Raw genomic sequence first — 26,854 nt, 5'->3', positions numbered from 1 at the left:
CCGACTTGACAACACGCGGTGGGCCTTAACTACCCGGCATTGGGGATGATCCCCCCGCCCGACGAGGCGCTGTTCGCGATCCCGGGTGCTCCCCGCGCACGCGGGGATGATCCCCGCTCCCAGTCGTCGGGGCCGCGTCTGGCCTGGTGCTCCCCGCGCACGCGGGGATGATCCCCGCGTGACAGGGGTATTGCGGCTCGATACCCCGTGCTCCCCGCGCACGCGGGGATGATCCCGTGTGCGACTTGAGACCGCCGACGAGCGTGGTGTGCTCCCCGCGCACGCGGGGATGATCCCAGGGCGCCCTTGAACAGGCCCGGCGTCGTGGCGTGCTCCCCGCGCACGTGGGGATGGTCGCGGTGACGAGTGTGTAGCCGAACGGAAGGGTAAGTGCGGGCCGCCACAACGCACGTCCCCCGTGGAGAAGCTCCGGCAGTTCGCGGTGAGCCAAGACTCAATGCTGGGGAAAAACTCGCATGATACGTTAGTTACCTTGCATGTAACTAACGTCACGAGTTAGTTTGTGGTGGTGACGCGCTTCGTCGGACGGACGGCAGAACTGGCCGCGCTGGAAGAATGGTGGTCCAGCCCTTTCCCCAGGCCCGCGCTGATCTGGGGGCGCCGTCGCGTGGGCAAGACCGTTCTCATTGAGCGCTTCAGCACCGGCAAGCGCGTCGTCTTCCATACCGCCGCGAGGCGACCGACCAAGGATGAGCTGACAGAGCTGTCGCACCGCGTGGCCGCCGTGGCCGGCGACCCGCTGCGGGATCTACGTCTCCACCCCTACGAACGATGGGAAGACCTGCTGGAGGCGCTGGGGGCGGCCGCTCGAGACGAGCCACTGTTGCTCGTGCTCGACGAGTTCCCGGAGCTCATGGCCATGACGCCGGCACTGCCCGGCATCCTGCGCGCCTTCCTTGACAGGTCGCGCGGGCACACCCAGCTCAGGATCCTCATCTGCGGCTCCTCGGTGCGGACGATGGAAGCGATCCAGGAGTATCGCGAGCCCCTTTACGGACGTTTCGACCTGACGCTGCTCCTTCACCCCTTCCGCCCGCACGAGGCGGCCGCCATGCTGCCCGACCTCGCCCCCGCCGAGCGGGCTCTGGTCTACGGCATCGTCGGGGGAATGCCGCAGTATCTGGAGTGGTGGAACCAGAGCCAGCCGATCACCGCCAACCTCCGGAGGCTGGCCTGCCGGCCCGGATCCCTCCTTCTCACCGAGGGTGACAGGGTCCTGGGCTCCGAGGTGGAGTCCGGAGACCTGCCCGCGGCTGTGCTGTACGCCATAGCCTCCGGCAAGACCAAGTACCAGGAGATCGCCGACGCCGTCCGCGCCGAGCCGAGCCGGACGCTGGACAGGCTGCTCCAGATGCGGCTCATCGAACGGCTAATCCCGGTCACCGAAGATCCGCGACGCACCAGGAAGCGCATCTACCGCATCGCCGACAACTTCCTGGCCTTCTATCTGGGAGTGCTGGAGCACTACCGCGCCGAGATCGAGCGCGGGCTCGGCGAGACGATCGTCCGGGAGATCGTCACCGACCTGGACGACCACATGGGAGGCGTGTACGAGGACGCCTTCCGCGACCACCTTCGCAGACTGGCCGTACTCGGCGAGCTCGGGCCTTCCGTCACCGCCGTGGGGCCTTGGTGGAAGAGCGACGGCCAGGACCAGATCGACGCGGTCGTCCTGGGACGCCGGGACGGGACCACCGTGCCCATCTTGGCCGGTGAGGCCAAGTGGGCCCGGGAGGTGGATGGGACCCGGCTGGTCCACAAGCTCGCCGTGAAGGCGAGCGCTCTGCCGGGCGTGCCGGATTCGCTGCGCTATGCCGTCTGCGCGCGAGAATCCATTGTTCACGCACCTCCGGAGCTTCTGTGCGTGACCGCCGCTGACATCTTCACGCCCGGCGAGGGCGCGTAGCGAGGGCGCAGGCCGTTCCTGACAGCAAGCAGAGGTACGGCCGGCCTCGTTGGCTCCCGCCCTTCTGGAACGGCAAATTTCCCGATTTATCCACTTTTGGACCGTTATAAAGAGTCCATAACAGTGACTATGACCCTCTAAAAACCCACAAGTAACATCCGTTACTCTCGTCCCTCGCAACCTGATTGATCACGGGGGATGACGACACCGGGGGCCATTTCGGCAGAGCGGCCGTCCTCCCTCCCCTCATCCCTCACTCCCCACGGAGGAACAGTGAGACTGCGGTCTCTGCTGGCCGGCGCCGTCGCGCTGGCCGCCACATCCTTAGCGCTGGTCTCCGGACCAGCGGCGGCCACCCCTGACCCGGCGGCCAAGGTCGACAAGGCGCTCGACGACGGCAGGGAACACCGGGCCCTGATCAGCGTCACCAAGCCCCAGGCCGTGGGCCCCGCTTCCGAGAAGGCCGAGGCGGTCACCGGCGAGAAGGACGTCTTCCTGCCGCCGGAGCCGGTCGCGAGCACCACGGACTTCTTCGTCGCCAACGGCACCTACGCGGACTTCCTGAAGATCGCGGAGAAGCCCGAGGTGGTCTCGATCCGCGAGGACAAGTTCCGCTCGCCGTCCCTCCTCCAGAGCATCCCGGTCATCGGCGCCGACAAGGCGCACGCCCAGGGCTTCGACGGCGGCGGCACCGCGGTCGTGATCCTCGACACGGGCATCGACCTGGACCACCCGGCGTTCGAGGGCCGTATCAAGGCCGCGGCGTGCTTCTCGGACTTCGACCCTGCGGACAAGACCAAGTCGCTGTGCCCGTCCGGCCGGGCCTTCGAGATCGGCGACCGGGCCGCCGACGCCGAGACCGACGCGTGCATGAAGGACGGTCACCCCACGTACGGCCTGTGCTACCACGGCACGCACGTCGCCGGCATCGCGGCCGGCAAGGCCACGCCCGCCTTCCCCGCCAACGGCGTGGCGCCCGGTGCGACGATCATCCCCGTCCAGGTCTTCAGCCGCATCGAGGACCCCGAGTACTGCGGGACGCCGGCCTGCGTGGGCGCCTACGACTCCTCCATCCTGGCCGGCATGGCCTACGCCAGGAACATCGCCGCCTCCTTCAACGTCAAGGCCGTCAACCTGAGCCTGGGCGGTGGCCGCTACTCCACCTACTGCGATGCGACCGACGGCGCCGACTTCAAGCAGCTGACGGACCAGCTGCTCGGCATCGGGGTGGCGACCGTCGTCGCCGCGGGCAACGAGGGCTGGGGCACCGACGTGTCGTGGCCCGCCTGCGTGTCCAGCGCCGTCACTGTCGGCTCGACCAACGTGGAGAACGCCGCACAGGGCACCAAGACGGACGAGATCTCCGCTTTCAGCAACCGGGGCGCGATGCTGGACCTGTTCGCGCCGGGCTGGCCGATCAAGGGCCCGATCACCGCCAACGGTTACGGCACGCTGGGCGGCACCTCCATGGCCGCTCCGCACGTGGCCGGCGCGTTCGCCCTGGTGTCCAAGAAGGTGCCGGGCACGCCCGCCGGCCTGCTGGCGCTGTTCAAGCGCATCGGCAAGCCCATCACCTACACCAGCGGCTCGGCCCAGGTGACGACCCCCAGGCTCGACCTGTCGGCCCTCTTCCCGCCGCCCTCGACTCCGACGGCCACGCCGACGGCGTCCGCGTCGCCCAAGCCGACCCAGGACCCGGGCCCGGTCTTCGAGCCCGTCACCCAGACCGGCACCGGCTCGGGGGACTTCTCCCAGCCCAGCGGCAATGACTCCGCCAAGCCCGCCTGCAAGCGGGGCAAGGGCACCGACTCGCTGACCGCCGCGCAGTGGGCCGCCTGGATCAAGAAGGGCAAGGCCGCGACCGTCGCCTGCTACCTGTCCATCGCCGACAAGGGCAGCAAGGTCTTCTCCGAGGTGACCGACGCCAAGACGGCGGCCAAGGCGTACCGGGTCCTCAAGGGCAAGAACGTCCTGGACCGTGAGCTGCTGGCCGCGTGGCTCAACTACGCGCACGGCGTCTACAACGGCTCCTCCAAGGTCCACGGCAAGACGACCTTCGCCAAGGCCGTCGCCATCGCCGAGAAGCACCGCGCGAGCGGTACGGCGGCGCAGGCCAAGAAGGCGGCCGCCTACCTGGCCAAGCACGTGAACAAGTAAGCGCCACACCGAGGAGGGCCGGTCGCGGAAGCGGCGATCGGCCCTCTTCGCTGTTTGTGGCGATAAATCAGGAAAAGATCCGGTAACGGCACACTGACATCGGGAGTGCGAAACTTTACTCTCAAGGCGCAAAGGCATCTCCCAGCACCGGAGGCTCATTTGAGACCCCTGTCTCTCCTGGCCGGCGCCATCGCGCTCGCCACAGCGTCGTTAGCCTTCGCGGTCACCCCCGCGTACGCCGATCCCGAATCCAAGATCGACCCCTCGATCCCGGCCACCGGCGAGCACCGCGTCATCGTGCGCGTCCAGCAGCCCGCCCAGGTGGCCTCCGTCAGGTCCAGCGCCGAGCAGGTGCAGGACGCCAAGCGGAACATCGCCGCCGAGCCGCCCGCCGAGGTCGCCGGCGAGCTGGACTTCTTCGTCTACCGGGGCACCCGCGAGGAGCTCGTCGAGGTGGCCAAGCAGGCCGAGGTCGTCTCCATCCGCAGGGACAAGCTCAACGAGCCGACGCTGCTGGAGTCGGTGCCGCTCATCAGGGCCGACAAGGCCCACAAGCTGGCGATCACCGGCAGGGGCACGGCGGTCGCGATCCTCGACACCGGCATCGACGCCGACCACCCGGCCTTCGCCGGACGCATCGTCGCCCAGGCGTGCTTCTCCAACACCGACCCGGCCGACCAGTCGACCTCGCTGTGCCCGAACGGCGCGCCGTTCCAGATCGGCGACGGCGCCGCGCACGTCGAGACCGACGCCTGCTACCGCGGCGCGCCGAACCCGACGGCCGGGCTGTGCTACCACGGCACCCACGTGGCCGCCATCGCCGCCGGGCAGAAGACGGCCGAGTTCGCCGCCAACGGCGTGGCGCCCAAGGCGAAGATCATCCCGGTGCAGGTCTTCAGCCGCTTCGACAACTCGCCCTACTGCGGCACCCGGCCCGTGTGCGTGCTCGCCTACGACTCCTCCATCCTCACCGGCATGGCCTACGCCGAGCTGCTCGCCGACCAGCACAACATCGCGGCGGTCAACCTCAGCCTGGGCGGCGGGCAGTACGACACCTACTGCGACGAGGGCGACGGCGCCGACTTCAAGGCCCAGGTCGACAAGCTGATCGCCAAGGGCACGGCGACCGTGGTGGCCTCCGGCAACGACGGCTTCCAGAGCGCCGTCTCCTGGCCCGCCTGCGTGTCGACCGCGATCGCCGTGGGCGCGACGGACAAGCAGGACAACGTCGCCTCCTTCTCCAACCGCGGCTCGCTGCTCGACGTGTTCGCCCCCGGCGTCGCCATCAGGGCGGCGGTGCCCGACGACGCGTACGGCACGCTGAGCGGCACCTCGATGGCCACGCCGCACACCGCGGGCGCCTTCGCCCTGCTGCGCCAGGCCAACCCGCGCAGCTCCGTGGCCCAGCTGGAGGGACGGCTCGAGCGGTACGGCAAGCCGATCACCTACACGAGCGCGGGCACGCAGGTGACCACGCCCAGGATCGACGTGCTGGCGGCCATCTTCCGCATCCGGCTGTGAGGCCCTGTCAAGGCCTCCGGCTGTGACGGCCCGCTGAGGCGCCGAGGCCCGGCGGCTCCCTGAGGCGGAAGCCGGTCGCCCATGACCGGCTTCCGCCGATTAGTGTGACGTCATGGACGCGAGCAAGACGATCAACGCCGTTCTGCAGCGACGCACCGCTCCCCTGGTCCTCGAGCTCGACCTCACCGAGGGGCTCACGGAGGGCCCGCCGGCCGACCCCATATCCGCGCTGCTCACCATGCGCAAGCCGCGCCTGGCGGACGTGCTGGCGGGGCTGAAGCGGGCCAGGCGGGACTCGCGCGTCAAGGCGCTGATCGTCAAGATCGGCGGCAACCCGATCGGCCTGGCGACGGTCCAGGAGCTGCGCCAGGCGGTGATCCAGTTCCGCGCGGGCGGCAAGCTGACGGTGGCCTTCGCCGAGACGTTCGGCGAGTTCGGCAACGGCACCGTGCCGTACTACCTGGCCAGCGCCTTCGAGCGCGTCTACCTCCAGCCCAGCGGCGACGTGGGGCTGACCGGCGTGGCCCTGGAGCAGCGCTTCGTCAAGGGCGCGCTGGACAAGCTGGGCATCGTCTACGAGGGCGGCCAGCGGCACGAGTACAAGACCGCGGCCAACGTGTTCACCCAGGACCACATGACCGAGCCGCACCGCGAGTCGGTGGCCAGGATCGCCCAGTCGGTCACCGAGCAGCTGGTCGCGGGCATCGCCGACGGCCGCAGGCTGGACCCGGGGAAGGTGCGCGAGCTCATCGACCGCGGGCCGTTCATCGGCGCCGAGGCGGTCGAGGCGGGGCTGGTGGACGAGCTGGCCTACCGCGACCAGGTGTACGACGAGGTCAAGAAGGCCGCGGGCGCGGACGCGCACCTGCTGTACGTCTCCCGCTACATCCGGGGGCCCAAGCTGCCGCACCCCAAGGCCGACTCGGTCGCGCTGATCCACGGCACCGGGATGATCAAGCTGGGCAAGAGCGGGCGCAGCCCGTTCGGCGGCGGCGCGATGGGGTCCGACACCATCACCTCGGCGATCAGGACCGCCCGCCGCGACGAGCACGTCAAGGCCGTGGTCTTCCGCGTCGACAGCCCCGGCGGCTCCTACGTGGCCTCCGACGCCGTGTGGCGCGAGATCGTCCTGACGCGCAAGGTCAAGCCGGTCATCGTGTCGATGGGCGACCTGGCCGCCTCGGGCGGGTACTTCGTCTCGATGGCCGCGGATGTGATCGTCGCGCAGCCGGGCACGCTGACCGGCTCGATCGGCGTGTTCGGCGGCAAGCCGGTGCTGGCCGAGCTGCTGAAGAAGATCGGCGTCACCTCCGACGTGGTGGCCGAGGGCGGCAACGCGGCGATGTTCTCCACCTCGCGCGGCTTCTCGCCGGCCCAGTGGGAGAAGATCAACGCCTGGCTGGACCGGATCTACGACGACTTCGTGGCCAAGGTCGCCGAAGGCCGCAACCTCACCCGCGAACGCGCGCACGAGCTGGCCAAGGGCCGGGTGTGGACGGGCGCCGACGCGCGCTCCGGCGGGCTGGTGGACGAGGTCGGCGGGCTGGAGGACGCGATGGCGATCGCGCGCAAGCGCGCCGGGCTCGCCGCCGACGCCCCGGTGCGGATCTACCCCCGGCTCAACCCGCTGGAGCGCCTGCGCGGCCCCGACTCCAGCGAGGACCGCGCCGCCGCGATCACCCGCCTCCGCCTGGAGGCCTGGGGCCCGTTCGCCCGCCTGGCCGCCGACCTGGGCCTCCCGTCGTACGGCCCGCTGGTGCTGCCGGGCTGGTGGACGATCCGCTGACGGTACGGCTCAGCGGCCCGCCCGATCGGCCGAGGCGCGAGACCTTCCCGCAGGCGCGGTCCATCGGGATCGCGCCATAACGCCAAGATCAGAATGTTGGTGTCCAGGGCGCCCCGAAAGTCACTGCTCGCCCTTGGGTGTGCGACGAAATGCCCGGTCGTAGGCGTCTTCGTCAGTATCGTCCGCAAATGCGGCACGAACATCTTCGGCGAACTTCCGGTCGTCGATTCTTCCGATGCCGGAGAACGCAGCCTGCATCCTTTCCCGGGAAACAAATGTCCGGCGCCGGCTGATCGGCGTCACGACCGCGATCCTTCGCCCGTTTCGCGTGAGAACGAACGCCTGGCCATGCTCTATGGCGTCCATGATCTCCGCTGCTCGATGCTTGAGATCCCACTGGCTGATCTCGGGGAGCTCGTCGAGAGGCGCGCTCATGCCCCGAGGTTACGCCGTGTCCCACATCGGTTTCCTTCGATTACCCCACGGGGCGGTAGCGGCCGCGGAGCCGTACCAAAGGCTGCTTGGCCGCGTTCACGTAGTCCACGGCGAGCACGCCCGCGATGAACAGCGTGTGGTCCCCCGCCGGCACCACCTGCGCGGTCTCCGCCTCCAGGGCCGCCACGCCCTCGCCCACCACGAAGGCGTCCGACAGCGGGCCGCGGTGGTGCGTCGTGCCGGCGAGGAGGTGGCGGGCGCTGGGGCGGCCCGGGGTGGCGAAGCGGCTCGCGATGGCGGCCTGGCCGGAGGCCAGGAGGGAGGCGGCCCAGCGGTCCCGGCGCAGCAGCACCTCGCACAGGTAGCCGCGCGAGGCCAGGCTGAGCAGCACCAGCGGCGGGTCCATCGACACCGACATCAGCGCGGAGACCGTGACGCCGAGGTCGTCGCGGCCGTCGCGCACGGTGACGACCGCGACGCCCGCCGCCAGCTGGGCCATCGCCTCCCTGAACTCCTGGCCGGACGGGCTCACGCCAGGCCGTTGGCGGTCAGCCACTCCTTGGCGACGACCGCGGCGTCCTGCTTGTCGATGGACAGCTTCTTCATCATGTCGACGAGCTGGTCCGTGGTCAGCTTGGCGGAGATCGCGTTCAGCGTGGTCCTGACCGTGTCGTTCACGGCCGCCTTGTTGACCAGCGGCGTGACGTTCTGGGCGCTGAAGACGTTCTTGGGGTCCTGGAGCGAGACCATGTCGTTGATCAGGATCTTGGGGTCGGTGGTGAAGACGTTGCCCACCTGGATCGTGCCGTCCTTGATGGCGTCGGCGGTGGCGGCGCCGGTCGCCTTCCACTCCTTGAACTCCAGGCCGTAGACGTCCTTGAACTGCTGCTCGCGGCGCTTCTTGAACTCCGGCGGCCCGCCCACGACCAGGTTCTTGGAGATCTTGGCCAGGTCCTCGATGGTGGTGAGGTTGTTCTTGGCGGCGAAGTCCTTGGTGACCGTGAGGGAGTCGTTGTCCTGGGCGGCCGCGGAGTCGAGGATCTCCAGCTCCGGCGGCAGCTTGCTCTTCAGCTCGGCGTTGACCTCCTCGGTGGAGGCGGCCTTGGTGCCGGGGTCGATGTAGGCCAGCAGCGCGCCGTTGTACTCCGGCAGCACGCTCAGCCCGCCGCTCTTGATCTGGTCGAAGAGGACCTCGCGGCTGCCGATGTTCGGCTTCTCCTCGACCTGGACGCCCTTGGCCCGCAGTGCCTGGGCGTAGATGGAGGCGAGCAGCACGTTCTCGGGGAAGTCGGCCGAGCCCACGACGACCTTGCCGCCGCCTCCTGCGGTGGCCTGGCCGGTGGGGGCGGGGGTGGGGCTGGCCTGCGTGAGGGGGTCGCCGGACCCGCAGGCGGTCAAGGCGAGCGCAGCCGACAAGATCACTGCGGCGGCGCCGAAGATGCGTCTCATGAAGTGGTTCCCTTCCTAGCGCGGGATGCGCACACGCTGGCTCACCCCTGGCGAGACCGTCAGCCGCTGCACGATCGTGAACAGGCCCTGCGTGGCGAGAGCGAACAACACAATCAGTACAGAGCCGCCGACGACCTGGTCGTATTCCTTGGTCGCCAAACCGTCGATGATGTACCGCCCCAGGCCGCCCAGCCCGACGTAGGCGGCGACCGCCGCGGTGGCCACGATCTGCACGGCCGCCAGGCGCAGCCCGAGGAGGATGAGCGGCAGCGCCACCGGCACGAGCACCTTGCCGAGCACCTGGGGCCCGCGCAGGCCCATGCCGTACGCGGCGTCGCGCAACTCCGGGTCCACGCCCCTGACGCCCTCGAAGGTGTTGACGAGGATGGGCGGTACGGCCAGCGCCACGAGCGGGATCAGCACCGGCCACACCGACGCGGTGCCCAGCAGCAGGACGAGCAGCACCAGCAGGCCCAGTGTGGGCAGCGCCCTGGCGACGTTGGCCGAGGCCACCACGAGGAAGGCGCCCCTGCCGGTGTGGCCGATCAGCAGGCCGAGTGGGATGCCGATCAGCGCCGACAGCGCGAGCGCGGCGGCGGAGAAGCCGAGGTGCTGCAGCAGGCGCGCGGGGATGCCGCCGGCGCCCGACCAGTTGGCGGGGTCGCCGAAGAAGTCCAGCAGGAAGTTCACGCGGACCTCCTGGCGCGCACCCAGGGGGTGAGGAGCCGCTGCGCCCCGACGATGATCCCGTCGGCGACCAGCGCGAGCAGGACGATCAGCGCGATGCCCACGACCGCGGGCGTGTAGAAGTCGCGCTGGTAGGCGTCGGTGAAGTAGTTGCCGAGCCCGCCCTGGCCGATCAGCGCGCCGACGCTGACCAGGCTGATGCTGGAGACCGCCACGACCCGCAGCCCCGCCAGCACCACGGGCACGGCGATCGGCAGCTCGACGCGGACCAGCCTGCGCGTCGGGGTGAAGCCCATCGCCACCGCCGACTGCCTGACGTGCTCGGGGACCGACCTGAGCCCGTCGACCACGGCCGGCATGAGGACGGCCACCGCGTAGAGCGTGAGCGGGATGATCACCGTGAGGCGGCTGAACCCGGTGACGGACAGCAGCAGCATGAACAGCGCGATCGACGGCAGCGCGTAGACGGCGTTCATCAGCCCGGACGTGGGCTGGTAGAGCCAGCGCCAGCGGGCGCAGGCCACGCCGAGCGGCACCGCGAGGAGCAGGCCGAGCACGGTCGGCACGCCCGCCATCACGATGTGCGCCTGGAGCAGGTTGACGATGCTGTTGGGCGTGTCGTTGTCCCAGTTGCTGACCACCCAGCTCCAGCGGAACAGCGGTTCGTCATCCATCGGCGGCCTCCGCCAGGGCCTCGTCCAGCGCCTCCCGCGTGGCGATCCCGACCACCCGGCCCTCGGCGTCGACGGCGACCGCGCAGCCGGCCGGCGTCAGCAGCGCCGCGTCCAGGGCGGTGCGCAGCGAGTCGCGCCCGGGGACGAACGTCCCGTACGGCTCCAGCGGCCCGTCCCCGCGCCGCCAGCCCCGGGGCCGGCCGTCCTGCGTGACCAGCCGCCAGCCGCCGGCCGCGGCGGAGGGGTCGGCCAGCCGGACGCGGCCGGCGGGGACGAACTGCAGCCGCCTGATGCCCCGGTCGCGGCCGAGGAACTCGCGGACGAAGTCGTCGGCGGGCTGCGACAGCAGCGTCTTGGGGTCGGCCAGCTGGGCCAGCCTGCCGCCCACGCGCAGCACGGCCACCCGGTCGCCGAGCTTGATGGCCTCGTCGATGTCGTGGGTGACGAACACGATGGTCTTGTGCAGCTCGCCCTGCAGCCGCAGCAGCTCGTCCTGCAGGCTGGTGCGGACGATCGGGTCGACGGCGCTGAACGGCTCGTCCATCAGCAGCACGGGCGGGTCGGCGGCCAGGGCGCGGGCGACGCCGACGCGCTGCTGCTGGCCGCCGGACAGCTGGAACGGGTAGCGCTGGGCGAGCTTGGTGTCGAGCCCGACCCGCTCGAGCAGCTCCATCGCGCGGGTGCGGGCCTTGTGCCGGTCCCAGCCCAGCAGGTACGGGACCGTGGCGACGTTGTCGACGATCTTGCGGTGCGGGAACAGCCCGGCCTGCTGGATGACGTAGCCGATGCCGCGCCGCAGCGTGGGCGGGTCGATGGTCGTGACGTCGGTGCCGTCGAGCAGGACACGGCCCTCCGTGGCGTCGATCATCCGGTTGATCATGCGCAGCGACGTCGTCTTGCCGCAGCCGGACGGCCCGACGAACACCGTGATCTCGCCGGTCGGCGCCTCCAGGGAGAGCTGGTCCACGGCGACGGTCCCGTCAGCGTAGCGCTTGGTGACGGAGTCGAATGTGATCATGTATGACCTCGTGCTCGTCGCCGTCGTCGATCCATCGAAGACCTCTTCGAAGGCGCCTTCGAAGATCCCCGATGCACACACCCTACGGCGATGCGATCCCTTGTGTCCTCCCGGCCCCGGCGTGAACCGTTTCACCGACCAGCACCGTTTGCTATCAAATGCGCATCCGGCAGTGCGCGGCGGGCCGGATTGGCGGCATGATTGCCACCAATCCGTCTTCCCCCAGAGGACCCCGTGACCCTTCAGCTCACCAGCCGCACCGAGCTGTACGACCGGCACGCCGCCGGGGTGTTCGCCTACTGCGCCGACCAGCTCGGTGACCTCGGCGTCGCCGCCGACGCCCTGGCCGCGGTCCTGTCGCGGGCCGCCGGCCAGGCCCCTCCGCGTGCCGCGCTCTACGCGCTGGCCCGCCGCGAGATCCACAAGCGCGACGTGGTGTACTCGCCGCCCGTCGTCGACCCCCTCGTGGACCCGCAGGCCGCCCTCGTCGAACGGGCCTTCCGCGAGCTGCGCCCCCACCAGCGGGAGGTGCTGCTGCTGGCGGAGGTGTGCGGGCTGGACCGGGCCGAGCTGGCCTGGGTGCTCGACGTGGCCGCCGACACCGCCGACGAGCTGGCCGCCCACGCCCGCGCCCGCTTCCAGCACGCCCTGCTGACCGCGCTGGCCAGTGCCGTACGGCTGGCGGACCAGACCCACGAGGCGCTGGCCGTCACGCCGCCCCGCGAGCTGCTCGCGCGCCTGCCCTGGCCCGTCCCGCCGGAGTCGGTCCGCTCGCTCGTGCGTGACGTCGCGCCCGCCCCCTGGCCCGTGCCGCCCGTCTGGCCGCTGCCCCTGGCGGAGACCGACCCGGCGACCAGCACCGGGCTGTTCCCGGCCGAGTTGCTGAGGCCGCGTGCGGAGGTGTCGCACCACGAGGCGGCGACCGCGCCGATGCCCAAGGTGCCGCCGCTGTCCGCGCCCATGCCGGGGGACGTGCTGGTGGCGGGCAAGCCGGGGAGCCTGTTCGCTCCCCAGGCCAGACGCCGGGAGCCGGTCTACTACCTGCGCGAGCCGAAGGCCGCGCGGCCTGCCGCCCAGGAGCCGGTCGCGCGGGAAGCGGCGGGGAAAACGGCGGGCACGGAGGCGCCGCGACGGCCGGAATCGAGCCGGGCGGAAGCCGGGCGGCCCCAGCCGCGGAAGCAGCCGACCGGGCGGCCGGGGAAGCCCGCCGTCGACCCGGGCCGCGACTGGGCGTGGGAGGTGCTCGGCTTCGTCGTCTGCGTGGTGATCGCCCTGCTGGCGTTCCTGGTCTTCTAGCGGGTCACGCTAGGCCGCCGACAGGATCAGCCCGCTGGTCGGGACGCCGGTGCCCGCGGTCACCAGGACGTTGTGCACGCCCGGCACCTGGTTCACCGACGTGCCGCGCACCTGACGCACCGCCTCGGCGATGCCGTTCATGCCGTGGATGTACGCCTCGCCGAGCTGGCCCCCGTGCGGGTTGACCGGCAGGCGGCCGCCCAGCTCGATGCCGCCGTCCCTGACGTACTCCTTGGCCTCGCCGCGCGGGCAGAAGCCCAGCTCCTCCAGCTGCGTGAGGACGAACGGGGTGAAGTGGTCGTAGAGGATCGCGGTCTGGATGTCGCGCGGCGACAGGCCCGACGTCTCCCACAGCCGCCTGCCGACGACGCCCATCTCCGGCAGTCCGGTCATGTCGTCGCGATAGTAGCTGGTCATCATCATCTGGCCGGACCCCGACCCCTGCGCCGCAGCGGTGATCAGCGCCGGGGTGCGGCGCAGGTCGCGGGCCCGCTCGGCGGAGGTGACGACCAGGGCCACGGCGCCGTCGCTCTCCTGGCAGCAGTCCAGCAGGCGCAGCGGTTCGACGATCCAGCGGGAGCGCTGGTGGTCCTCCAGCGTGATCGGGCGGCCGTGGAACCACGCCGCCGGGTTGGTGGCGGCGTGGCGGCGCATGGCCACGGCGACCCGGCCGAAGTCCTCGGAGGTGGCGCCGTAGACGTGCATGTAGCGCCTGGCGAACATGGCGACCCAGGCGGCGGGCGTCATGAGGCCGAACGGCACGTGCCAGCTCATCTCCAGGCCCTGCGAGGACGGCTCGCCGCCCAGGCGGGCGTCGGGCTGGCCGAAGCGGCGCCCCGAGCGCTCGTTGAAGGCGCGGTAGCAGACGACCGTGCGGGCCGCGCCGGTGGCGACGGCCATCGCGGCGTGCATGACCGTCCCGCAGGCCGCGCCGCCGCCGTAGTGGACGCGGGAGAAGAAGGTCAGCTCGCCGATGCCGGTCTCGCGGGCGACGGCGATCTCCTGGTTGGCGTCCTGGGTGTAGGTCACCAGGCCGTCGACGTCGGCGGGGGCGAGCCCGGCGTCGTCGAGGGCGGCCAGCACGGCCTCGGCGGCCAGCCGGAGTTCCGACCGCCCGGACTCCTTGCTGAACTCGGTGGCGCCGATGCCGGCGACGGCGGCTGCGGATCTCATGCCTCTCCCGGGATGGCGAACGTGACCGTGGCGGTGGCGTGGTCGCCGATGCTGACCTTGCCGCGGACCTCGACCGTGTACTGCGAGCCGTCCTGGGAGTCCTCGCGCGAGACCACGGTCCCGGTGAAGGTCAGCCGGTCGCCCGCATAAGCGGGGACGCCCAGCCTGACGCTGAGGCGCTTGATCACCGCCTGCCGTCCCACGTGGTCGGTGACGTAGCGCTCGATCAGCCCCATCGTGGTCAGGATGTTGAGGAAGACGTCCTTGGCCCCCTGCGCCCGCGCCCCGGAGACGTCGTGGTGGACGGGGGTGAAGTCCCGCGTGGCCAGCGCCGTGGCGACGACCAGGGTGGGGGTGAGGTCGATGGACAGCTCGGGAAGCACCGTGCCTTCGTTCAGCATCGCGCCTCCCGCGGCGCCCACATCGGCAGGACGAGCTCGTCGTCCATGGCCTGGTACGTCACGCGCACCGGCATCCCGATGCGCACCTCATCAATCCGACAATTCACGATATTTCCTACGATCCTCACGCCCTCGGGAAGCTCCACCACCGCCACCACGTACGGCGTCTCCCGTCCCGGGACGGGCGGATGGTGGTGGACGACGTAGCTGTAGACGGTCCCCTCGCCTGTGGCGACCGTGTGTCCCCGGTTGGCCGACCGGCAGGAGGGGCACAGCGGCCCGGGCGGGTGCCGCAACTGGCCGCAGTCCAGGCAGCGCTGGATGCGCAGCTCCCGCCGCCGCACGCCCTCCCAGAAGAACTCGGTGTCGCGGCCAGCGGCCGGTTTGAGCGGGTACGGCTGCCGCCGCTCCCGTGGCCGGAACTTCAGCACGCGGAACATCATCTCGGCGACCGGCGAGTCGTCCTCGGCGTACCAGACGACGGTCCAGGTGACGAAGTAGCCCTCGCCCAGCGCCGTCTTCTTGGGCCCGGCCAGGCTCGTGAAGCGCGTGCCCGGTGTGAGGCGCTCGCCGACCCTGGCATAGCGGTGGTAGGTCTGGTCGCAGTCGGTGGCGACGACGCCGGTGTAGCCGCCGGCATCCAGCGCCGCGAGCACGTCGTCGACCGGGGTGGCCTGCCTGGCCCGCGCGAGCCCGGGCATCGTCCACACCTGCGACATCGCGGGCGGCGCGACGCCGCGCTCCAGGTAGGCGGGATTGGCGTCGCCCATGGCCTCCAGCCAGTGGCGGATCATGGTCTCGTTGACCGGGTCGGGCCCCGGCGCGCCGCGCACCTCGCCCAGGGCGGCCTGCTTGCCGGCCAGCTCGTGCAGGTCCCGCCCGGTCATGTCTTGCCCGGTCATGTCCTGCCCGGTCATCGCGGCGGCCTCGGCAGGCCCAGCCCCAGCATGGCGATCAGCTCGCGCTGCACCTCGTTGACCCCGCCGCCGAACGTCAGCACGACCGCGCCCTTGATCCCGTGGTCCAGGCTCTCCATGAACTCGGCGGTGTCCGGGTCGGCCGGGTCGCCGTGCCGGGCCAGGACCTCGGCGATGAGCCGCCCGACCTCCTGCATGCGCTCCGAGCCGTAGATCTTGGTGGCCGAGGCGTCGGGCGCGCCCAGCCAGCCGAGGTCCATCGACGCGGCGACCTGCCAGTTGAGCAGCTCGTTGGTGCGGAAGTAGGCGTGGACGCGGCCGAGGGCGCGCCGGACGTCGGGATGGTCCAGCAGGTCCGCGCGGCGGGCCCAGGCCAGGAAGCGGTCGCGGAGCCGGCCGATGTTGCCCGCCGGGCCGAGGGTGACGCGCTCGTGGTTGAGCTGGTTGACGATCAGGTCCCAGCCCTTGTTGACCTCGCCGACCACCATGGACACCGGGACGCGCACGTCGGAGTAGTACGTGGCGTTGGTGTGGTGGCGGCCGTCCATGGTGACGATCGGCGTCCAGGAGAACCCCGGGTCGCGGCAGTCGACGATCATCATGGTGATGCCGCGGTGCCTGTCGGGGCCGGTCCGGGCGGCCAGCCAGACGTAGTCGGCGTAGTGGGCGCCGCTGGTGAAGATCTTCTGCCCGTTGACGACGTAGTGGTCGCCGTCCAGCACGGCGGTGGTCTTCAGCGCGGCCAGGTCCGTGCCCGCCTCCGGCTCGCTGTAGCCGATGGCGAAGTGGCACTCCCCCGCCAGGATGCGCGGCAGGAAGAACTCCTTCTGCTCCCGCGTGCCGTACTGCATCAGGGTCGGGCCGACGGTCTGGAGCGTGATGATCGGGTACGGCACGCCGGCGCGGGCGATCTCGTTGGCGAAGATCTGCTGCTCGACGGGGCCGTAGCCGCCTCCGCCGTACTCCTTGGGCCAGCCGACGCCGAGCTTGCCGTCGCGGCCGAGGCGGCGGCAGTGCTCCATGTAGTGCTCGCCGAAGGGATCCTCGGCGATCTTCCCGCGGTCCTCGGGGGTCAGGCAGGTCCGGAAGTACTCGCGCAGCTCGGCGCGCAGCCGCTCCTGCTCGGCGGTCAGGTCGATCATCATCGGGCGAGCGCTCCAATCAGGTCGAGCTGGGCGTCGGCGCCGCCGAGCAGGTGCGCCAGGTGCTTGGCCTGGGCGAAGTAGCGGTGCAGCGGGTAGGTCACGTCCAGGCCCAGGCCGCCGTGCAGGTGCTGGCAGGTGTAGAGGGCCTTGAATGCCTCCGAGACGTGGAAGGCCGCCACGGCCGCGTCGGTCTCGTCGCCGCCCCACGCCGCCGCCCACATCGCCACGTCCAGGGCGCGCGAGGCGATGTAGACGTCGGCGACCTGCATGGTCACGGCCTGGAACTCGGCCAGCGCGCGGCCGAACTGGCGCCTGGCCTTGACGTGGTCGGTGGTCAGCTTGAGCGCGCCCGCCAGGACGCCGCCGGCCTGGGCGGCGATCGCGATCCGCATGAGCGTGCGCAGGGGCGCGGGGTCGTCGGCGATCCGGTCGGCCCGCTCGAAGGCGACGGTGGCGGCGGGCTCGCCGGTGGCGGTGAACTCGGGGGTCAGCGCCGGGTTCCGCGCGAGGTGGACGCCGTCGTCGGCCGCGATGAGGATGTGGTCGGCCTGGGCGGCGTAGGGGACGGACCGGAAGCGCCGTCCCGAGCCCTGGGCCGCCACCGTCACCAGGCCCTCGACCGCCCTGCCGTACCGGGCCAGGGCCAGGGTCCCGGCCAGGTGCCCGAGGGCGGGCACGGGGGCCGCGCGGGCGCCGACCTCGCGCAGCACCACGGCCATCTCCACCGCGCCCTGCCCCGCGCCGCCCGCCTCCTCGGGCACGCACACGTCCGCCAGCCCGGTCTCGGTCATGGCGCGCCAGGTCTTCTCGTCGTACGGCCGGCCGCCGCGCTCGGGCGTGGCCTCCTTGGCCAGGACGCCCTCGGCGAGCGCCCGCAGGTCCCGTTGTGTCTCGTCCAGGGTGAAGTCCACTAGCTCTCCAGAAGGTGCTGCCGGCCGTGCCGTGCGAACTCGTCCTCGATGGCCTCGACGTCCCGCCCCGTCAGCCGCCGGTACTGCCCGGCGCGGGCGCGGCGCCACACGGGATCCCGGGTGCGCCAGGCCTCCCGGGCGAGGTGGCGCTTGAGGACCTTGTGCGACGGCGTCCGCGGCAGGTCGGCGCTGACGCGGACGTAGCGGGGCGCCGCCTTGGCGCCGAGGTCCTTGCGGCCCGCGAGGAACTCCTCGAACGCGCCGGGGTCGAAGTCGCCGTCGAGCACGAGCGCGGCCATGACCTGGTCGCCGGCCGCGGCGTCGGGCACGGGGTACACGGCGGCCTCGACGACGCCGGGGAACTGCCGCAGGACCTCCTCGATCGGCGCGACGGCCAGGTTCTCCCCGTCCACGCGCAGCCGCTCGGTGCCGCGCCCGGCGAAGTAGACGTAGCCGCCGGCGTCGGCGTAGGCCAGGTCGCCGGACCAGAAGGCGCCGTCGCGGACGCGCTCGCGGTCGGCCTCCGGGTCGGCGTAGTAGCCGTCGAACAGGCCGGTCCCGCCGACGTTGACCAGCTCGCCGATCGCCTCGCCGGGGTTGAGCAGGCGCCCGCCGTCCAGGACCGCCGTCGCGCACCGCCGCCCCGTCACCGGGTCGCGGATCTCGACGCCCTCCGGCAGCCGCCCCAGGCTGCCCGGCGGCCCTGACGGGTCGGGCGTGATGGAGATCGCGGTCTCGGTGGAGCCGAAGGCGTCAACGACGTGGCAGCCGAACCGCTCGCCGAACCGGCGGACCGCCGTCGCGCCGCCCTCGTTGCCGAAGGCGATCCGCAGTGGGTTGTCGGCGTCGTCGGGCCGCTCGGGCGTGGCCAGGACGTAGGACAGCGCCTTGCCGACGAAGTGCAGGTAGGTGCAGCCGTACCGGCGCACGTCCGGCAGCACGGCCGAGGCCGAGAAGCGGCGGCGGAGCGCCAGCGCGGCCCCGGAGGCCACGGCCGGGGCGTAGGCGGCCATGACGGCGCCGGAGTGGAACAGCGGCATCGAGCAGTAGACCACGTCCTCGGGCCGGAGCAGGGCGGCCAGGCTCGTGCCGGGGACGGCGATCTTCCGCTGGGTCACGCGGACGGCGCGCGGCCGTCCCGAGGTGCCCGAGGTGAAGATCAGCATGACGAGCTCGCCCGGCGGGCTCGTGGGAATGCCTGTCGCCCGGGTGTCCGCGGCGTGGCGGGCCGGGACACCGAGGGCGCCGGCGACCGCGCGGGCGGCCTCGCCGTACGGGTCGTCCCACAGCAGCAGGCCCACGTCGGTGGCCCTGGCGTCGCGCGTCAGCTCCTCGACCGAGCGGGTGGGGTTGAGGGCGACGAGCACGTGGCCGCTCAGCGCGGCGGCGCCGATGAGGAAGACCATCTCGGGCGTGTTGTCGAGGAGCACGCCCACGTGGAGACCCGCGGGACCGGCCCGGTCCAGCCAGGCGGCGTGGGCGCGGGAGCTTTCGACGTGCTCGCGCCACGTCCAGCCATGGTCCTCCGACAGCAGCCCCGGGCGGTCGTCGCCCGCGCGGGCCGCCAGGAGGACGGCGAACGGGCCAGCGGTCATCGCGCCTCCACCAAGCGCTCGGTCAGCTTCTGGCAAAGTAGAACAGATTCTAATAACTGTCCAGTGTCTCTTTTCCGCCAAAGTCCTGACATATTGTGGAAACGCGGTAGACATGGGGGTATGCGGGCTCTTTAGTGACTCGCCAGTAACAAGCCAGGGGCGGAAAAATCAGATAACGTGTTCTCATGCGCATCCCCACCGCGCCCGCGGTCCCCGAGCAGAGAGCCGTGGACAGCGAGGCGCCCTCGGTGTCCTCAGGCGTCCGCACGCGCAGCCAGCACCAGCGCCGCAAGAGGATCGTGCAGGCGGCGGCCGCCCTCGCCTCCCGCGGCGGCGTCGAGGCCATGCAGATGCGCACCGTCGCCGAGCGCGCCGGCGTCGCGCTCGGCACGCTCTACCGCTACTTCCCCTCGAAGATGGACCTCGTCGTGGCGGTGGTCAGCGAGGAGATCGACCTGCTGGAGAGCTCCATCGAGCGCCGGCCGCCGAGCGCGGCCACCGCGGCGGGCCGCGCGGTCGACGTGCTCATGCGCGCCACCAGGGGCCTCATGCGCGAGCCCGAGCTGGCCGACGCCCTCATCCGCTCGCTCATCCTGGCCGAGGTCGAGACGCCGTTCGGCGACCGCATGACCGGGCTGCTGCTGCGGGTGTCCGGCCGTGACCAGGCCACAGAGGAGGAGGTCGCGCTGGCCGGGTCGCTGGCCAGCGTGTGGGTGCACGAGCTGCTGGAGATGCTGCGCGGCCGGCGCACCTACGAGCAGATCCAGCAGCGCATCGAGATCGCGGCCGGCCGCCTGCTCGCCGACTTCTGACCCGCCGCCGCCGGCTCCGGCGGGTGATTGCGTGCCGATTGCCGCGTAAAACTCTCCGGCGGGCCGCGGAATTGTCGGTGGGCTCGTCTATACAGGGAGGTATGACGGACAACGACGAGTTCCTTCGCCTCGCCGATCCCATGCGGCGCGAGCTGCTCGCGCACTGCTACCGCATGACGGGGTCGGTCCATGACGCGGAGGACCTGGTCCAGGAGACCTATCTGCGGGCGTGGAACGCCTACGACAAGTTCGACGGCCGGGCGTCGTTGCGCACGTGGCTCTACAAGATCGCCACGAACACCTGCCTGACCGCCCTCGACAGCCGCAAGCGCCGCCCCATGCCCACGGGGCTGGGCGCGCCCAGCGCCGACCCGAGCGCCGAGCTGGAGTCCTCCAAGGAGGTGCCGTGGCTGGAGCCGATCCCCGACTCGATGGTCGACGACCCGGCCTCCGTGGTGGCCGGCCGTTCCTCGCTGCGCCTGGCGCTGATGGCCGCCCTCCAGCACCTGCCGCCCCGGCAGCGCGCGGTGCTCGTCCTGCGCGAGGTGCTGCAGTGGAAGGCCGCCGAGGTGGCCGAGGTGCTCGGCACCACCACGACCGCGGTCAACAGCATGCTGCAGCGCGCCAAGGCCCAGCTGGAGCAGGTCGGGCTGAAGGAGGAGGACCTCGCCGAGCCCACGGCCCAGGAGCGCAAGGAGCTGCTCGACCGCTATGTCGCCGCGTTCGAGGACTATGACATCGCGGCGATCGTCGAGCTGTTCACCAAGGACGCGGTCTGGGAGATGCCGCCGTTCCTGGGCTGGTACCAAGGCCCGGAGAACATCGGCAGGCTCATCGCGAACTGGTGCCCGGCCAAGCGGCCCGGCGACCTCAAGCTGGTGCCGGTCTCGGCCAACGGCCAGGCCGCCTTCGGCATGTACTTCCGCGGCGAGGCCTTCGCGATCCCGGTGCTCACGCTGTCGGGCGGCAAGGTCAGCCACGTGAGCCAGTTCTTCGACCTGTCGCTGTTCGAGGTGTTCGGGCTGCCGCGCAGGCTGCCGGAGGCCACCCCGGTCCAGTAGCAGGTCGGGCGACGCCGTTCCGCAACAAAATAGAACAGGTTACAGTCGCATCCAGAGCATCGTTCTGGAGGCGCAGCATGGGCACACCCGTCATCGTCGAGGCCGTTCGCACGCCCATCGGGAAGCGCGACGGCTGGCTCTCGGCCCTCAAACCGCAACAGGTTCTCGCCACGGCGCTGACCGGGCTGGTCGAGCGCTCGGGCATCGACCCGTCGATCGTCGGCCAGGTCTTCGCCGGATGCGTGACGCAGGCGGGCGAGCAGGGCGGGCACGTGGGGCGCCATGCGTGGCTGTACGCGGGCCTGCCGTACCAAACCGGGGTCACGACGATAGACGCCCAGTGCGGCTCGTCGCAGCAGGCGGTCCACCTGGCCGCGGCGCTCATCCAGGCGGGGGTCGTCGAGGTCGGCGTCGCCTGCGGGGTCGAGGTGATGAGCCGCGTGCCGCTCGGCAGCAACGTGCGCCCGGCGCAGCCCAGGCCGGACGACTGGAGCATCGACCTGCCCGACCAGTTCACCGCCGCCGAGCGCATCGCGCAGCGGCGGGGGCTGACGCGGGAGCGGCTGGACTGGTTCGGCGCGCGGTCGCAGCAGCTGGCGGCCAAGGCGTGGGCCGACGGCCGGTTCGAGCGCGAGATCGTGCCGGTGGCCGGGGTCTCGCGCGACCAAGGACTGCGGGAGACGACCGTGGAGGGGCTGGCGCGGCTCAAGCCGGTGCTTCCCGGCGGGCTGCACACGGCCGGGACCTCCTCGCAGATCTCCGACGGGGCGGCGGCGGTGCTGCTGATGAGCGAGGAGGCCGCCAGGCGGCACGGCCTGCGCCCGCGGGCGCGCATCCTGGCCCAGGCGCTGGTGGGGGCCGAGCCGTACTATCACCTCGACGGGCCGGTGGAGGCCACGGCGCACGTGCTGGCGCGTGCCGGGATGACGATCGGCGACATCGACCGGTTCGAGGTCAACGAGGCATTCGCCTCGGTGGTGCTGTCGTGGGCGTCGGTCCACGAGCCGGACTTCGACCGGGTGAACGTCAACGGGGGCGCCATCGCCCTGGGTCACCCGGTCGGCGCCACGGGAGCGCGCCTGGTGACGACGGCGCTGCACGAGCTGGAGCGCTCGGACTCGACGACCGCGCTGGTGACGATGTGCGCGGGCGGCGCCCTGTCGACGGCCACCATCCTGGAACGCGCCTCCTGACCCCTCCTCCACCTCTACGCCCGCCCCGGGCGACACGCGACAGAGAGTCGGGGTTGACCACCTCACAGTCCCGCCCCCACCCAAGGGCAACGTCCAGGACGGCGAGCAACACGCGACGGAGAGTGGTGCTCTCATAGACTGAGGAAACATCCGATGTCTGAGGGAGCGGAGCCAAGGGTGGCCGTCACCGACGCCGCGATCGGCAAGATCAAGCAGATGATCCTCTCGGGCGAGCTGGCGCCGGGCGACAGGCTGCCGAAGGAGGCGGACCTCGCCGAACGCCTGGGCCTGTCGCGCAACTCGCTCCGCGAAGCCGTCCGAGCCCTCGCCCTGATCAACGTCCTCGACGTACGGCAGGGCGACGGCACCTACGTGACCAGCCTGGAGCCCCGCCTGCTCCTCGAGACCCTCTCCTTCGTCCTGGACCTGCACCGCGACGACACCGTCATCCAGTTCTTCGAGGTGCGCCGCATCCTGGAGCCCGCCGCGACCGCGATGGCGACCGAGCTGATGACCGACGAGGAGGTCGAGGAGCTGCGCGCCATCCTCGACTCCTTCCCCCCGGACCCCACGGTCGAGGAGCTGGTCGACAACGACCTGAAGTTCCACCACCGCATCGCCCGCGGCTCCGGCAACAGCGTGCTGTGCTCCTTCGTCGAGAGCCTCGCCGGCCCGACGCAGCGCGCGCGGATCTGGCGCGGCCTGACCGAGGAGGGCGCGGTCGCCAAGACCATGGAGCAGCACACCGCCATCTACGAGGCCATCGCCGCCCGCCAGCCCGACGTCGCCCGGGCGTGGGCCACGGTGCACATCTCGGGCGTGGAGTCGTGGCTGAGAAAGGCGCTCGGCTAGGGGTAAGACCACGGAGTGGCCGACAGAGCCGACAGAGCCGACAAACTCCAGCGGTACCGCGGCAAGCGCGACCCCGCGCGCACGCCCGAGCCCTTCGGCGAACCCCGTCCCCGAAGCGATGGGGACGGCGACACCTTCGTCATCCACGAGCACCACGCCCGCTCCCTCCACTGGGACCTGCGCCTGGCTCGCGAGGGCGTGCTGGCCTCCTGGGCGATCCCCAAGGGCCTGCCGGAGGATCCCAAGGTCAACCACCTGGCCGTGCACACCGAGGACCACCCGATGGAGTATGCCGCCTTCCACGGCGAGATCCCCCGGGGCGAGTACGGCGGCGGCACGATGACGATCTGGGACAGCGGCACCTACGAGACCGAGAAGTGGAGCGACCGCGAGGTCAAGGTGGTGCTCCACGGCGAGCGGGCGTCGGGCCGGTTCGTGCTGTTCCAGACCGACGGCAAGAACTGGATGATCCATCGGATGGATCCGCCCACGCGGGACCCGTTCCCGGACGTCGAGCCCGCCGAGCCGGTCGAGCGGTCCCGCCCGCCCCGCGACGTCGAGCGTTATGCGTTCGAGTTCGCCTGGGGCGGCGAGCGCGTGCTCGTGCCGGTCCAGGGCGGGCGCACCACCGTCCGGGGGCTGGACCGGCTGGCGAGGTCGTTCGGCAGCCGCACGGCCGTGCTCGACGGGGAGATGGTCACGCTGTCCGGCGCCGGGATCTTCGTCTGCTACGACCTGCTCTACCTGGACGGCCGGTCGCTGGTGGGCGAGCCGTACGAGGACCGGCGGGCCCGGCTGGAGGAGCTGCGGATCGCGGGCGCGCGGTGGCAGACCGCCCCGTCGTGGCGCGGCGAGTTCCAGGCGGTACGGCAGGCGGCCCGGGAGCAGGGCCTGCCGGGCGTGGTCGGCAAGCGCCTGGACGCCCCCTACGGCGAGGGCTGGATCTTCGTTCCCGCGTGAGCCGCCTCCGCCAGGTCCGCCCAGAGGGTGTCGGGGACGGGGCGGCGCCACAGCTCGGCGTTGCGCCGGACCTCGGCGGCCGACCGGGCGCCGACGAGCACCGACGTCACGGCCGGATGCCGCAGGGGGAAGGCCATGGCGGCCTGCGGCAGCGACACCCCGTGCCGGGCGCAGGCGGCGGCGAGCGCGCGGGCGCGCTCCACCAGAGGCTGCGGCGCCGGGGCGTAGTCGAAGGTGCCGGAGGGCGTGTCGGTGGCGAGCAGGCCGCTGTTGAAGACCCCCGCCGCGATCACCTGGACGCCGCGCTCCGCGCACGCCTCCAGCAGCGGCAGGCCCGAGCGGTCGAGCAGGGTGTAGCGGTTGGCGAGGAGCACGACGTCGACGTCGGTCTCCCGGACGAAGCGCAGCGGCGCCTGCCACTGATTCACGCCGACCCCGACGGCCCGGACGACGCCCTGGTCCCTGAGCGAGGCGAGCGCCGGATAGGCCTCGCGCAGCGCCTGGTCCATGTGCTCGTCCGGGTCGTGGACGAGGACCAGGTCGACCCTGTCCAGGCCCAGCCGTACCAGGGACTCCTCCAGCGAGCGCAGCACGCCGTCGCGGGAGAAGTCCCAGACGCGGCGCAGGCCGGCGACCACGTCGAAGCCCTCGGAGTCCCGGGCGAGGGGGCCGGGGACGAGGCGGCGGCCGACCTTGGTGGACAGCACGTACCCGGACCGGCCGCGCAGCGCCTCGCCCAGGCGGCGCTCGGACAGGCCCAGGCCGTAGTGGGGCGCCGTGTCGTAGTACCGGATCCCCGCCTCCCAGGCGGCGTCGACGGCGGCGCGGGCCTCCTCGTCGCCGACGGCGGTGAAGAGGTTGCCGATGGGCGCGGCGCCGAAGCCGAACGGCGGCAGCCTCATCGCCCTGTCCTCAGCCGCAGTCCTTGCATCCCGCCGTCCACGGCGAGGGCCGTTCCCGTGGTGGCCGAGGACTCCGGGCCCGCCAGGTAGGAGATCGCCGCCGCCACCTCCTCCGCGCTGACCAGGCGCCCCATCGGCTGGCGGGCGTTCAGCGCCGCCCGCTCTGCCTCGGGGTCCGGCGCGGCCGCCAGCAGCCGCTCCACCCAGGGGGTGTCGGCGGTGCCGGGATTGACGCAGTTCACCCGGATGCCCTCGTGGAGGTGGTCGGCCGCCATCGCCAGCGTCAGCGACAGCACCGCGCCCTTGGTGGCGCTGTAGAGGGCCCGCTGGGGCAGCCCGGCGGTCGCCGCGACGGAGCACGTGTTGACGATGGAGGCGTGTTCCGACTGGCGCAGGTACGGCAGCGCCGCCCGGGTGACGCGGACGATGCCGAGGACGTTGACGTCGAAGACCCTGCGCCACTCCTCGTCGGGGTTGCCCTCGACCGTGCCCTGCGCCCCGATGCCCGCGTTGTTGACCAGCACGTCGATGCCGCCCAGCCGTTCGGCCGCGGTGGCGACGGCCGTACGGACCTGCTGGTCGTCGGTCACGTCGCACGCGAGGCCGACGAACGGCTCGCCGGGCGGGTCGAGGTCCAGGCAGGCCACCCGCCAGCCGCGCTCGTGGAAGGCCGTCGCGGTGGCCAGCCCGATGCCGGAGCCGCCGCCGGTCACGACGGCTCGCACGCGCGTCCCCTCCACGTGTGGGCGTCGATCGACTCGGGCAGCATCTCGGCGCCGAAGCCGGGCCTCGCGGGGGCGCGGTAGCGGCCGTTCTCGACCACGACCGGGTCGGCGAAGTGCTCGTGCAGGTGGTCGACGTACTCGATCACGCGGTCCTCCATGGTCCCGCTGACCGCCACGTAGTCGAACATCTGCAGATGCTGCACCAGCTCGCACAGCCCCACCCCGCCCGCGTGCGGGCACACCGGGACGCCGAACTTGGCCGCCAGCAGCAGGATCGCCAGGTTCTCGTTGACGCCGCCGACGCGGGCGGCGTCGATCTGCAGGTAGGAGATGGCCTCGGCCTGCAGCAGCTGCTTGAAGACGACGCGGTTCTGCACGTGCTCGCCGGTGGCGACGGGGACGGGCGCGACGGCCCTGGCGATCGCCGCGTGCCCGAGCACGTCGTCGGGGCTGGTCGGCTCCTCCACCCAGTGGGGCCGGTACGGCCTGAGCCGGTTGATCCAGTCGACGGCGACGGGGACGTCCCAGCGCTGGTTGGCGTCGACGGCGATCGGGAAGTCGGGCCCGCACACCTCGCGGGCGGCCTCGAAGCGGCGGACGTCGTCCTCGACGTCGGCGCCGACCTTCAGCTTGATCTGCCCGAAGCCCTGCTCCAGGGCCTGCCGGCAGAGGCGGCGCAGCTTGTCGTCGTCGTAGCCGAGCCAGCCGGGCGAGGTGGTGTAAGCGGGGTAGCCGTTCTCCCTGAGCTCGGCGATCCTGTCGGCCTTGTACGGCTCGGCGGCGCGGAGGATCGCCAGGGCCTCCCGCGGCGTGAGCGCGTCGGTCAGGTAGCGGAAGTCGACGAGCTCGACCAGCTGCTCGGGGGTCATCTCGGCGAGCAGGAGCCACAGCGGCCGGCCGTACCTCTTGGCCTTCAGGTCCCACAGGGCGTTGACGACCGCCGAGATCGCCATGTGCATGACGCCCTTCTCCGGGCCGAGCCAGCGCAGCTGGGAGTCGTAGACCAGCTCCCTGTACAGCGTGGCCGGGTCGTCGGCGTCACGGCCCACGAGGTACGGCTCCAGCGCGCCGATCGCGGCGGTCTGCACGTCGTTGCCCCGGCCGATGGTGAAGGCGAAGCCGTGCCCCTCCAGGCCGTCGCCGGCGGTCAGCACGACGTAGGCGGCGGAGTAATCGGGGTCGGGGTTCATGGCGTCGGAGCCGTCGAGGTGCTCCGAGGTCGGGAAGCGGATGTCGTGGGTCCGCATCCTCACGATC

General features: G+C 71.6%; 25 protein-coding genes and 1 CRISPR repeat array. Of the genes, 10 read left to right on the top strand and 15 right to left on the bottom strand.

What is annotated here, in order from left to right:
• Positions 1 to 85: 85 nt before the first annotated feature.
• A CRISPR array of direct repeats spans positions 86 to 358; the repeat unit is 29 nt; unit sequence GTGCTCCCCGCGCACGCGGGGATGATCCC.
• A 171-nt stretch (positions 359 to 529) separates the two neighbouring features.
• The 4 genes from BSB02_RS15085 to sppA all read left to right on the top strand — a co-directional run bounded on the left by BSB02_RS15085 (position 530) and on the right by sppA (position 7,391).
• The gene (locus tag BSB02_RS15085; protein WP_206184700.1) at positions 530 to 1,927 is read left to right on the top strand and encodes an ATP-binding protein; all 1,398 of its coding nucleotides are present in this window, start codon (positions 530 to 532) and stop codon (positions 1,925 to 1,927) included.
• Between the two features lie 273 nt (positions 1,928 to 2,200).
• Positions 2,201 to 4,084, top strand: a complete 1,884-nt coding sequence (locus tag BSB02_RS15080; RefSeq protein ID WP_158088632.1) for a S8 family peptidase — start codon at positions 2,201 to 2,203, stop codon at positions 4,082 to 4,084.
• 159 nt (positions 4,085 to 4,243) lie between these two features.
• Positions 4,244 to 5,605 (top strand): S8 family peptidase, encoded by a 1,362-nt coding sequence (locus BSB02_RS15075; RefSeq protein WP_143590676.1) that lies wholly within the window; start codon positions 4,244 to 4,246, stop codon positions 5,603 to 5,605.
• Between the two features lie 112 nt (positions 5,606 to 5,717).
• Positions 5,718 to 7,391, top strand: a complete 1,674-nt coding sequence (gene sppA / locus BSB02_RS15070) for a signal peptide peptidase SppA (protein ID WP_084959419.1) — start codon at positions 5,718 to 5,720, stop codon at positions 7,389 to 7,391.
• Between the two features lie 120 nt (positions 7,392 to 7,511).
• Here the strand turns inward: sppA and BSB02_RS15065 are convergent, their stop codons facing one another.
• Genes BSB02_RS15065 through BSB02_RS15040 form a run of 6 tightly spaced genes read right to left on the bottom strand, consistent with a single transcriptional unit; the run spans position 7,512 to position 11,654 of the window.
• Entirely contained in the window at positions 7,512 to 7,826 is a 315-nt protein-coding gene (locus tag BSB02_RS15065; RefSeq protein WP_084959418.1) for a type II toxin-antitoxin system prevent-host-death family antitoxin, read from the bottom strand.
• 40 nt (positions 7,827 to 7,866) lie between these two features.
• Positions 7,867 to 8,325, bottom strand: a complete 459-nt coding sequence (locus tag BSB02_RS15060; RefSeq protein WP_084959434.1) for a flavin reductase family protein — start codon at positions 8,323 to 8,325, stop codon at positions 7,867 to 7,869.
• A 29-nt stretch (positions 8,326 to 8,354) separates the two neighbouring features.
• Complete coding sequence (locus BSB02_RS15055; RefSeq protein ID WP_084959417.1) at positions 8,355 to 9,275, bottom strand: ABC transporter substrate-binding protein; 921 nt, start codon at positions 9,273 to 9,275, stop codon at positions 8,355 to 8,357.
• Positions 9,276 to 9,290: 15 nt separating this feature from the next.
• A complete protein-coding gene (locus BSB02_RS15050; protein WP_084959416.1) occupies positions 9,291 to 9,965 on the bottom strand; it encodes an ABC transporter permease in 675 nt (224 codons plus the stop codon).
• The gene (locus BSB02_RS15045) at positions 9,962 to 10,636 is read right to left on the bottom strand and encodes an ABC transporter permease (protein WP_084959415.1); all 675 of its coding nucleotides are present in this window, start codon (positions 10,634 to 10,636) and stop codon (positions 9,962 to 9,964) included. Before BSB02_RS15045 ends, BSB02_RS15050 begins: the two co-directional genes overlap by 4 nt.
• The gene (locus tag BSB02_RS15040; RefSeq protein WP_084959414.1) at positions 10,629 to 11,654 is read right to left on the bottom strand and encodes an ABC transporter ATP-binding protein; all 1,026 of its coding nucleotides are present in this window, start codon (positions 11,652 to 11,654) and stop codon (positions 10,629 to 10,631) included. The genes BSB02_RS15045 and BSB02_RS15040 overlap by 8 nt, the downstream gene beginning before the upstream one ends.
• A gap of 234 nt (positions 11,655 to 11,888) precedes the next feature.
• On the opposite strand from BSB02_RS15040, the gene BSB02_RS15035 reads away from it, so the two are divergent.
• A complete protein-coding gene (locus BSB02_RS15035) occupies positions 11,889 to 12,950 on the top strand; it encodes a hypothetical protein (protein WP_084959413.1) in 1,062 nt (353 codons plus the stop codon).
• A gap of 9 nt (positions 12,951 to 12,959) precedes the next feature.
• Here the strand turns inward: BSB02_RS15035 and BSB02_RS15030 are convergent, their stop codons facing one another.
• From BSB02_RS15030 to BSB02_RS15005, 6 genes are read right to left on the bottom strand one after another with little or no spacing between them, the layout of a single operon-like run.
• The gene (locus BSB02_RS15030) at positions 12,960 to 14,123 is read right to left on the bottom strand and encodes a lipid-transfer protein (RefSeq protein ID WP_084959412.1); all 1,164 of its coding nucleotides are present in this window, start codon (positions 14,121 to 14,123) and stop codon (positions 12,960 to 12,962) included.
• Entirely contained in the window at positions 14,120 to 14,524 is a 405-nt protein-coding gene (locus tag BSB02_RS15025) for a MaoC/PaaZ C-terminal domain-containing protein (protein WP_084959433.1), read from the bottom strand. Before BSB02_RS15025 ends, BSB02_RS15030 begins: the two co-directional genes overlap by 4 nt.
• Positions 14,518 to 15,426, bottom strand: coding sequence for a bifunctional MaoC family dehydratase N-terminal/OB-fold nucleic acid binding domain-containing protein (locus BSB02_RS15020; RefSeq protein ID WP_240506425.1), 909 nt, complete (start codon positions 15,424 to 15,426; stop codon positions 14,518 to 14,520). The genes BSB02_RS15025 and BSB02_RS15020 overlap by 7 nt, the downstream gene beginning before the upstream one ends.
• Before the next feature lie 11 nt (positions 15,427 to 15,437).
• Positions 15,438 to 16,586, bottom strand: a complete 1,149-nt coding sequence (locus BSB02_RS15015) for an acyl-CoA dehydrogenase family protein (RefSeq protein ID WP_084959410.1) — start codon at positions 16,584 to 16,586, stop codon at positions 15,438 to 15,440.
• A complete protein-coding gene (locus BSB02_RS15010) occupies positions 16,583 to 17,497 on the bottom strand; it encodes an acyl-CoA dehydrogenase family protein (protein ID WP_084959409.1) in 915 nt (304 codons plus the stop codon). The genes BSB02_RS15015 and BSB02_RS15010 overlap by 4 nt, the downstream gene beginning before the upstream one ends.
• Positions 17,497 to 19,092: an AMP-binding protein gene (locus BSB02_RS15005; RefSeq protein WP_084959408.1), complete on the bottom strand. Its 1,596-nt coding sequence runs from the start codon at positions 19,090 to 19,092 to the stop codon at positions 17,497 to 17,499. The genes BSB02_RS15010 and BSB02_RS15005 overlap by 1 nt, the downstream gene beginning before the upstream one ends.
• A gap of 185 nt (positions 19,093 to 19,277) precedes the next feature.
• On the opposite strand from BSB02_RS15005, the gene BSB02_RS15000 reads away from it, so the two are divergent.
• The 5 genes from BSB02_RS15000 to BSB02_RS14980 all read left to right on the top strand — a co-directional run bounded on the left by BSB02_RS15000 (position 19,278) and on the right by BSB02_RS14980 (position 23,970).
• On the top strand, positions 19,278 to 19,904 hold the full coding sequence (locus BSB02_RS15000; protein WP_084959407.1) for a TetR family transcriptional regulator: 627 nt from the start codon (positions 19,278 to 19,280) through the stop codon (positions 19,902 to 19,904).
• Between the two features lie 101 nt (positions 19,905 to 20,005).
• On the top strand, positions 20,006 to 20,965 hold the full coding sequence (locus BSB02_RS14995) for a sigma-70 family RNA polymerase sigma factor (RefSeq protein WP_084959406.1): 960 nt from the start codon (positions 20,006 to 20,008) through the stop codon (positions 20,963 to 20,965).
• Positions 20,966 to 21,042: 77 nt separating this feature from the next.
• Positions 21,043 to 22,158: a steroid 3-ketoacyl-CoA thiolase gene (locus BSB02_RS14990; RefSeq protein WP_084959405.1), complete on the top strand. Its 1,116-nt coding sequence runs from the start codon at positions 21,043 to 21,045 to the stop codon at positions 22,156 to 22,158.
• A gap of 177 nt (positions 22,159 to 22,335) precedes the next feature.
• Positions 22,336 to 23,010, top strand: a complete 675-nt coding sequence (locus BSB02_RS14985; RefSeq protein ID WP_084959404.1) for a FadR/GntR family transcriptional regulator — start codon at positions 22,336 to 22,338, stop codon at positions 23,008 to 23,010.
• Positions 23,011 to 23,025: 15 nt separating this feature from the next.
• Positions 23,026 to 23,970, top strand: coding sequence for a DNA polymerase ligase N-terminal domain-containing protein (locus tag BSB02_RS14980; RefSeq protein WP_084959403.1), 945 nt, complete (start codon positions 23,026 to 23,028; stop codon positions 23,968 to 23,970).
• On the opposite strand, the gene BSB02_RS14975 is transcribed toward BSB02_RS14980, so the two are convergent.
• Genes BSB02_RS14975 through BSB02_RS14965 form a run of 3 tightly spaced genes read right to left on the bottom strand, consistent with a single transcriptional unit; the run spans position 23,937 to position 26,844 of the window.
• The gene (locus tag BSB02_RS14975; protein ID WP_084959402.1) at positions 23,937 to 24,872 is read right to left on the bottom strand and encodes an aldo/keto reductase; all 936 of its coding nucleotides are present in this window, start codon (positions 24,870 to 24,872) and stop codon (positions 23,937 to 23,939) included. The genes BSB02_RS14980 and BSB02_RS14975 overlap by 34 nt on opposite strands.
• Complete coding sequence (locus BSB02_RS14970; protein ID WP_084959432.1) at positions 24,869 to 25,597, bottom strand: SDR family NAD(P)-dependent oxidoreductase; 729 nt, start codon at positions 25,595 to 25,597, stop codon at positions 24,869 to 24,871. The genes BSB02_RS14975 and BSB02_RS14970 overlap by 4 nt, the downstream gene beginning before the upstream one ends.
• Positions 25,582 to 26,844, bottom strand: a complete 1,263-nt coding sequence (locus BSB02_RS14965; protein WP_240506428.1) for an enolase C-terminal domain-like protein — start codon at positions 26,842 to 26,844, stop codon at positions 25,582 to 25,584. The genes BSB02_RS14970 and BSB02_RS14965 overlap by 16 nt, the downstream gene beginning before the upstream one ends.
• Positions 26,845 to 26,854: the final 10 nt, after the last annotated feature.

It is taken from the genome of Thermoactinospora rubra, from assembly GCF_002093975.1.
GTDB lineage: Bacteria > Actinomycetota > Actinomycetes > Streptosporangiales > Streptosporangiaceae > Nonomuraea > Nonomuraea rubra_A.
Note: the sequence above shows the minus strand (reverse complement) of the source record. Positions and strands in the feature narration are given on the sequence as shown.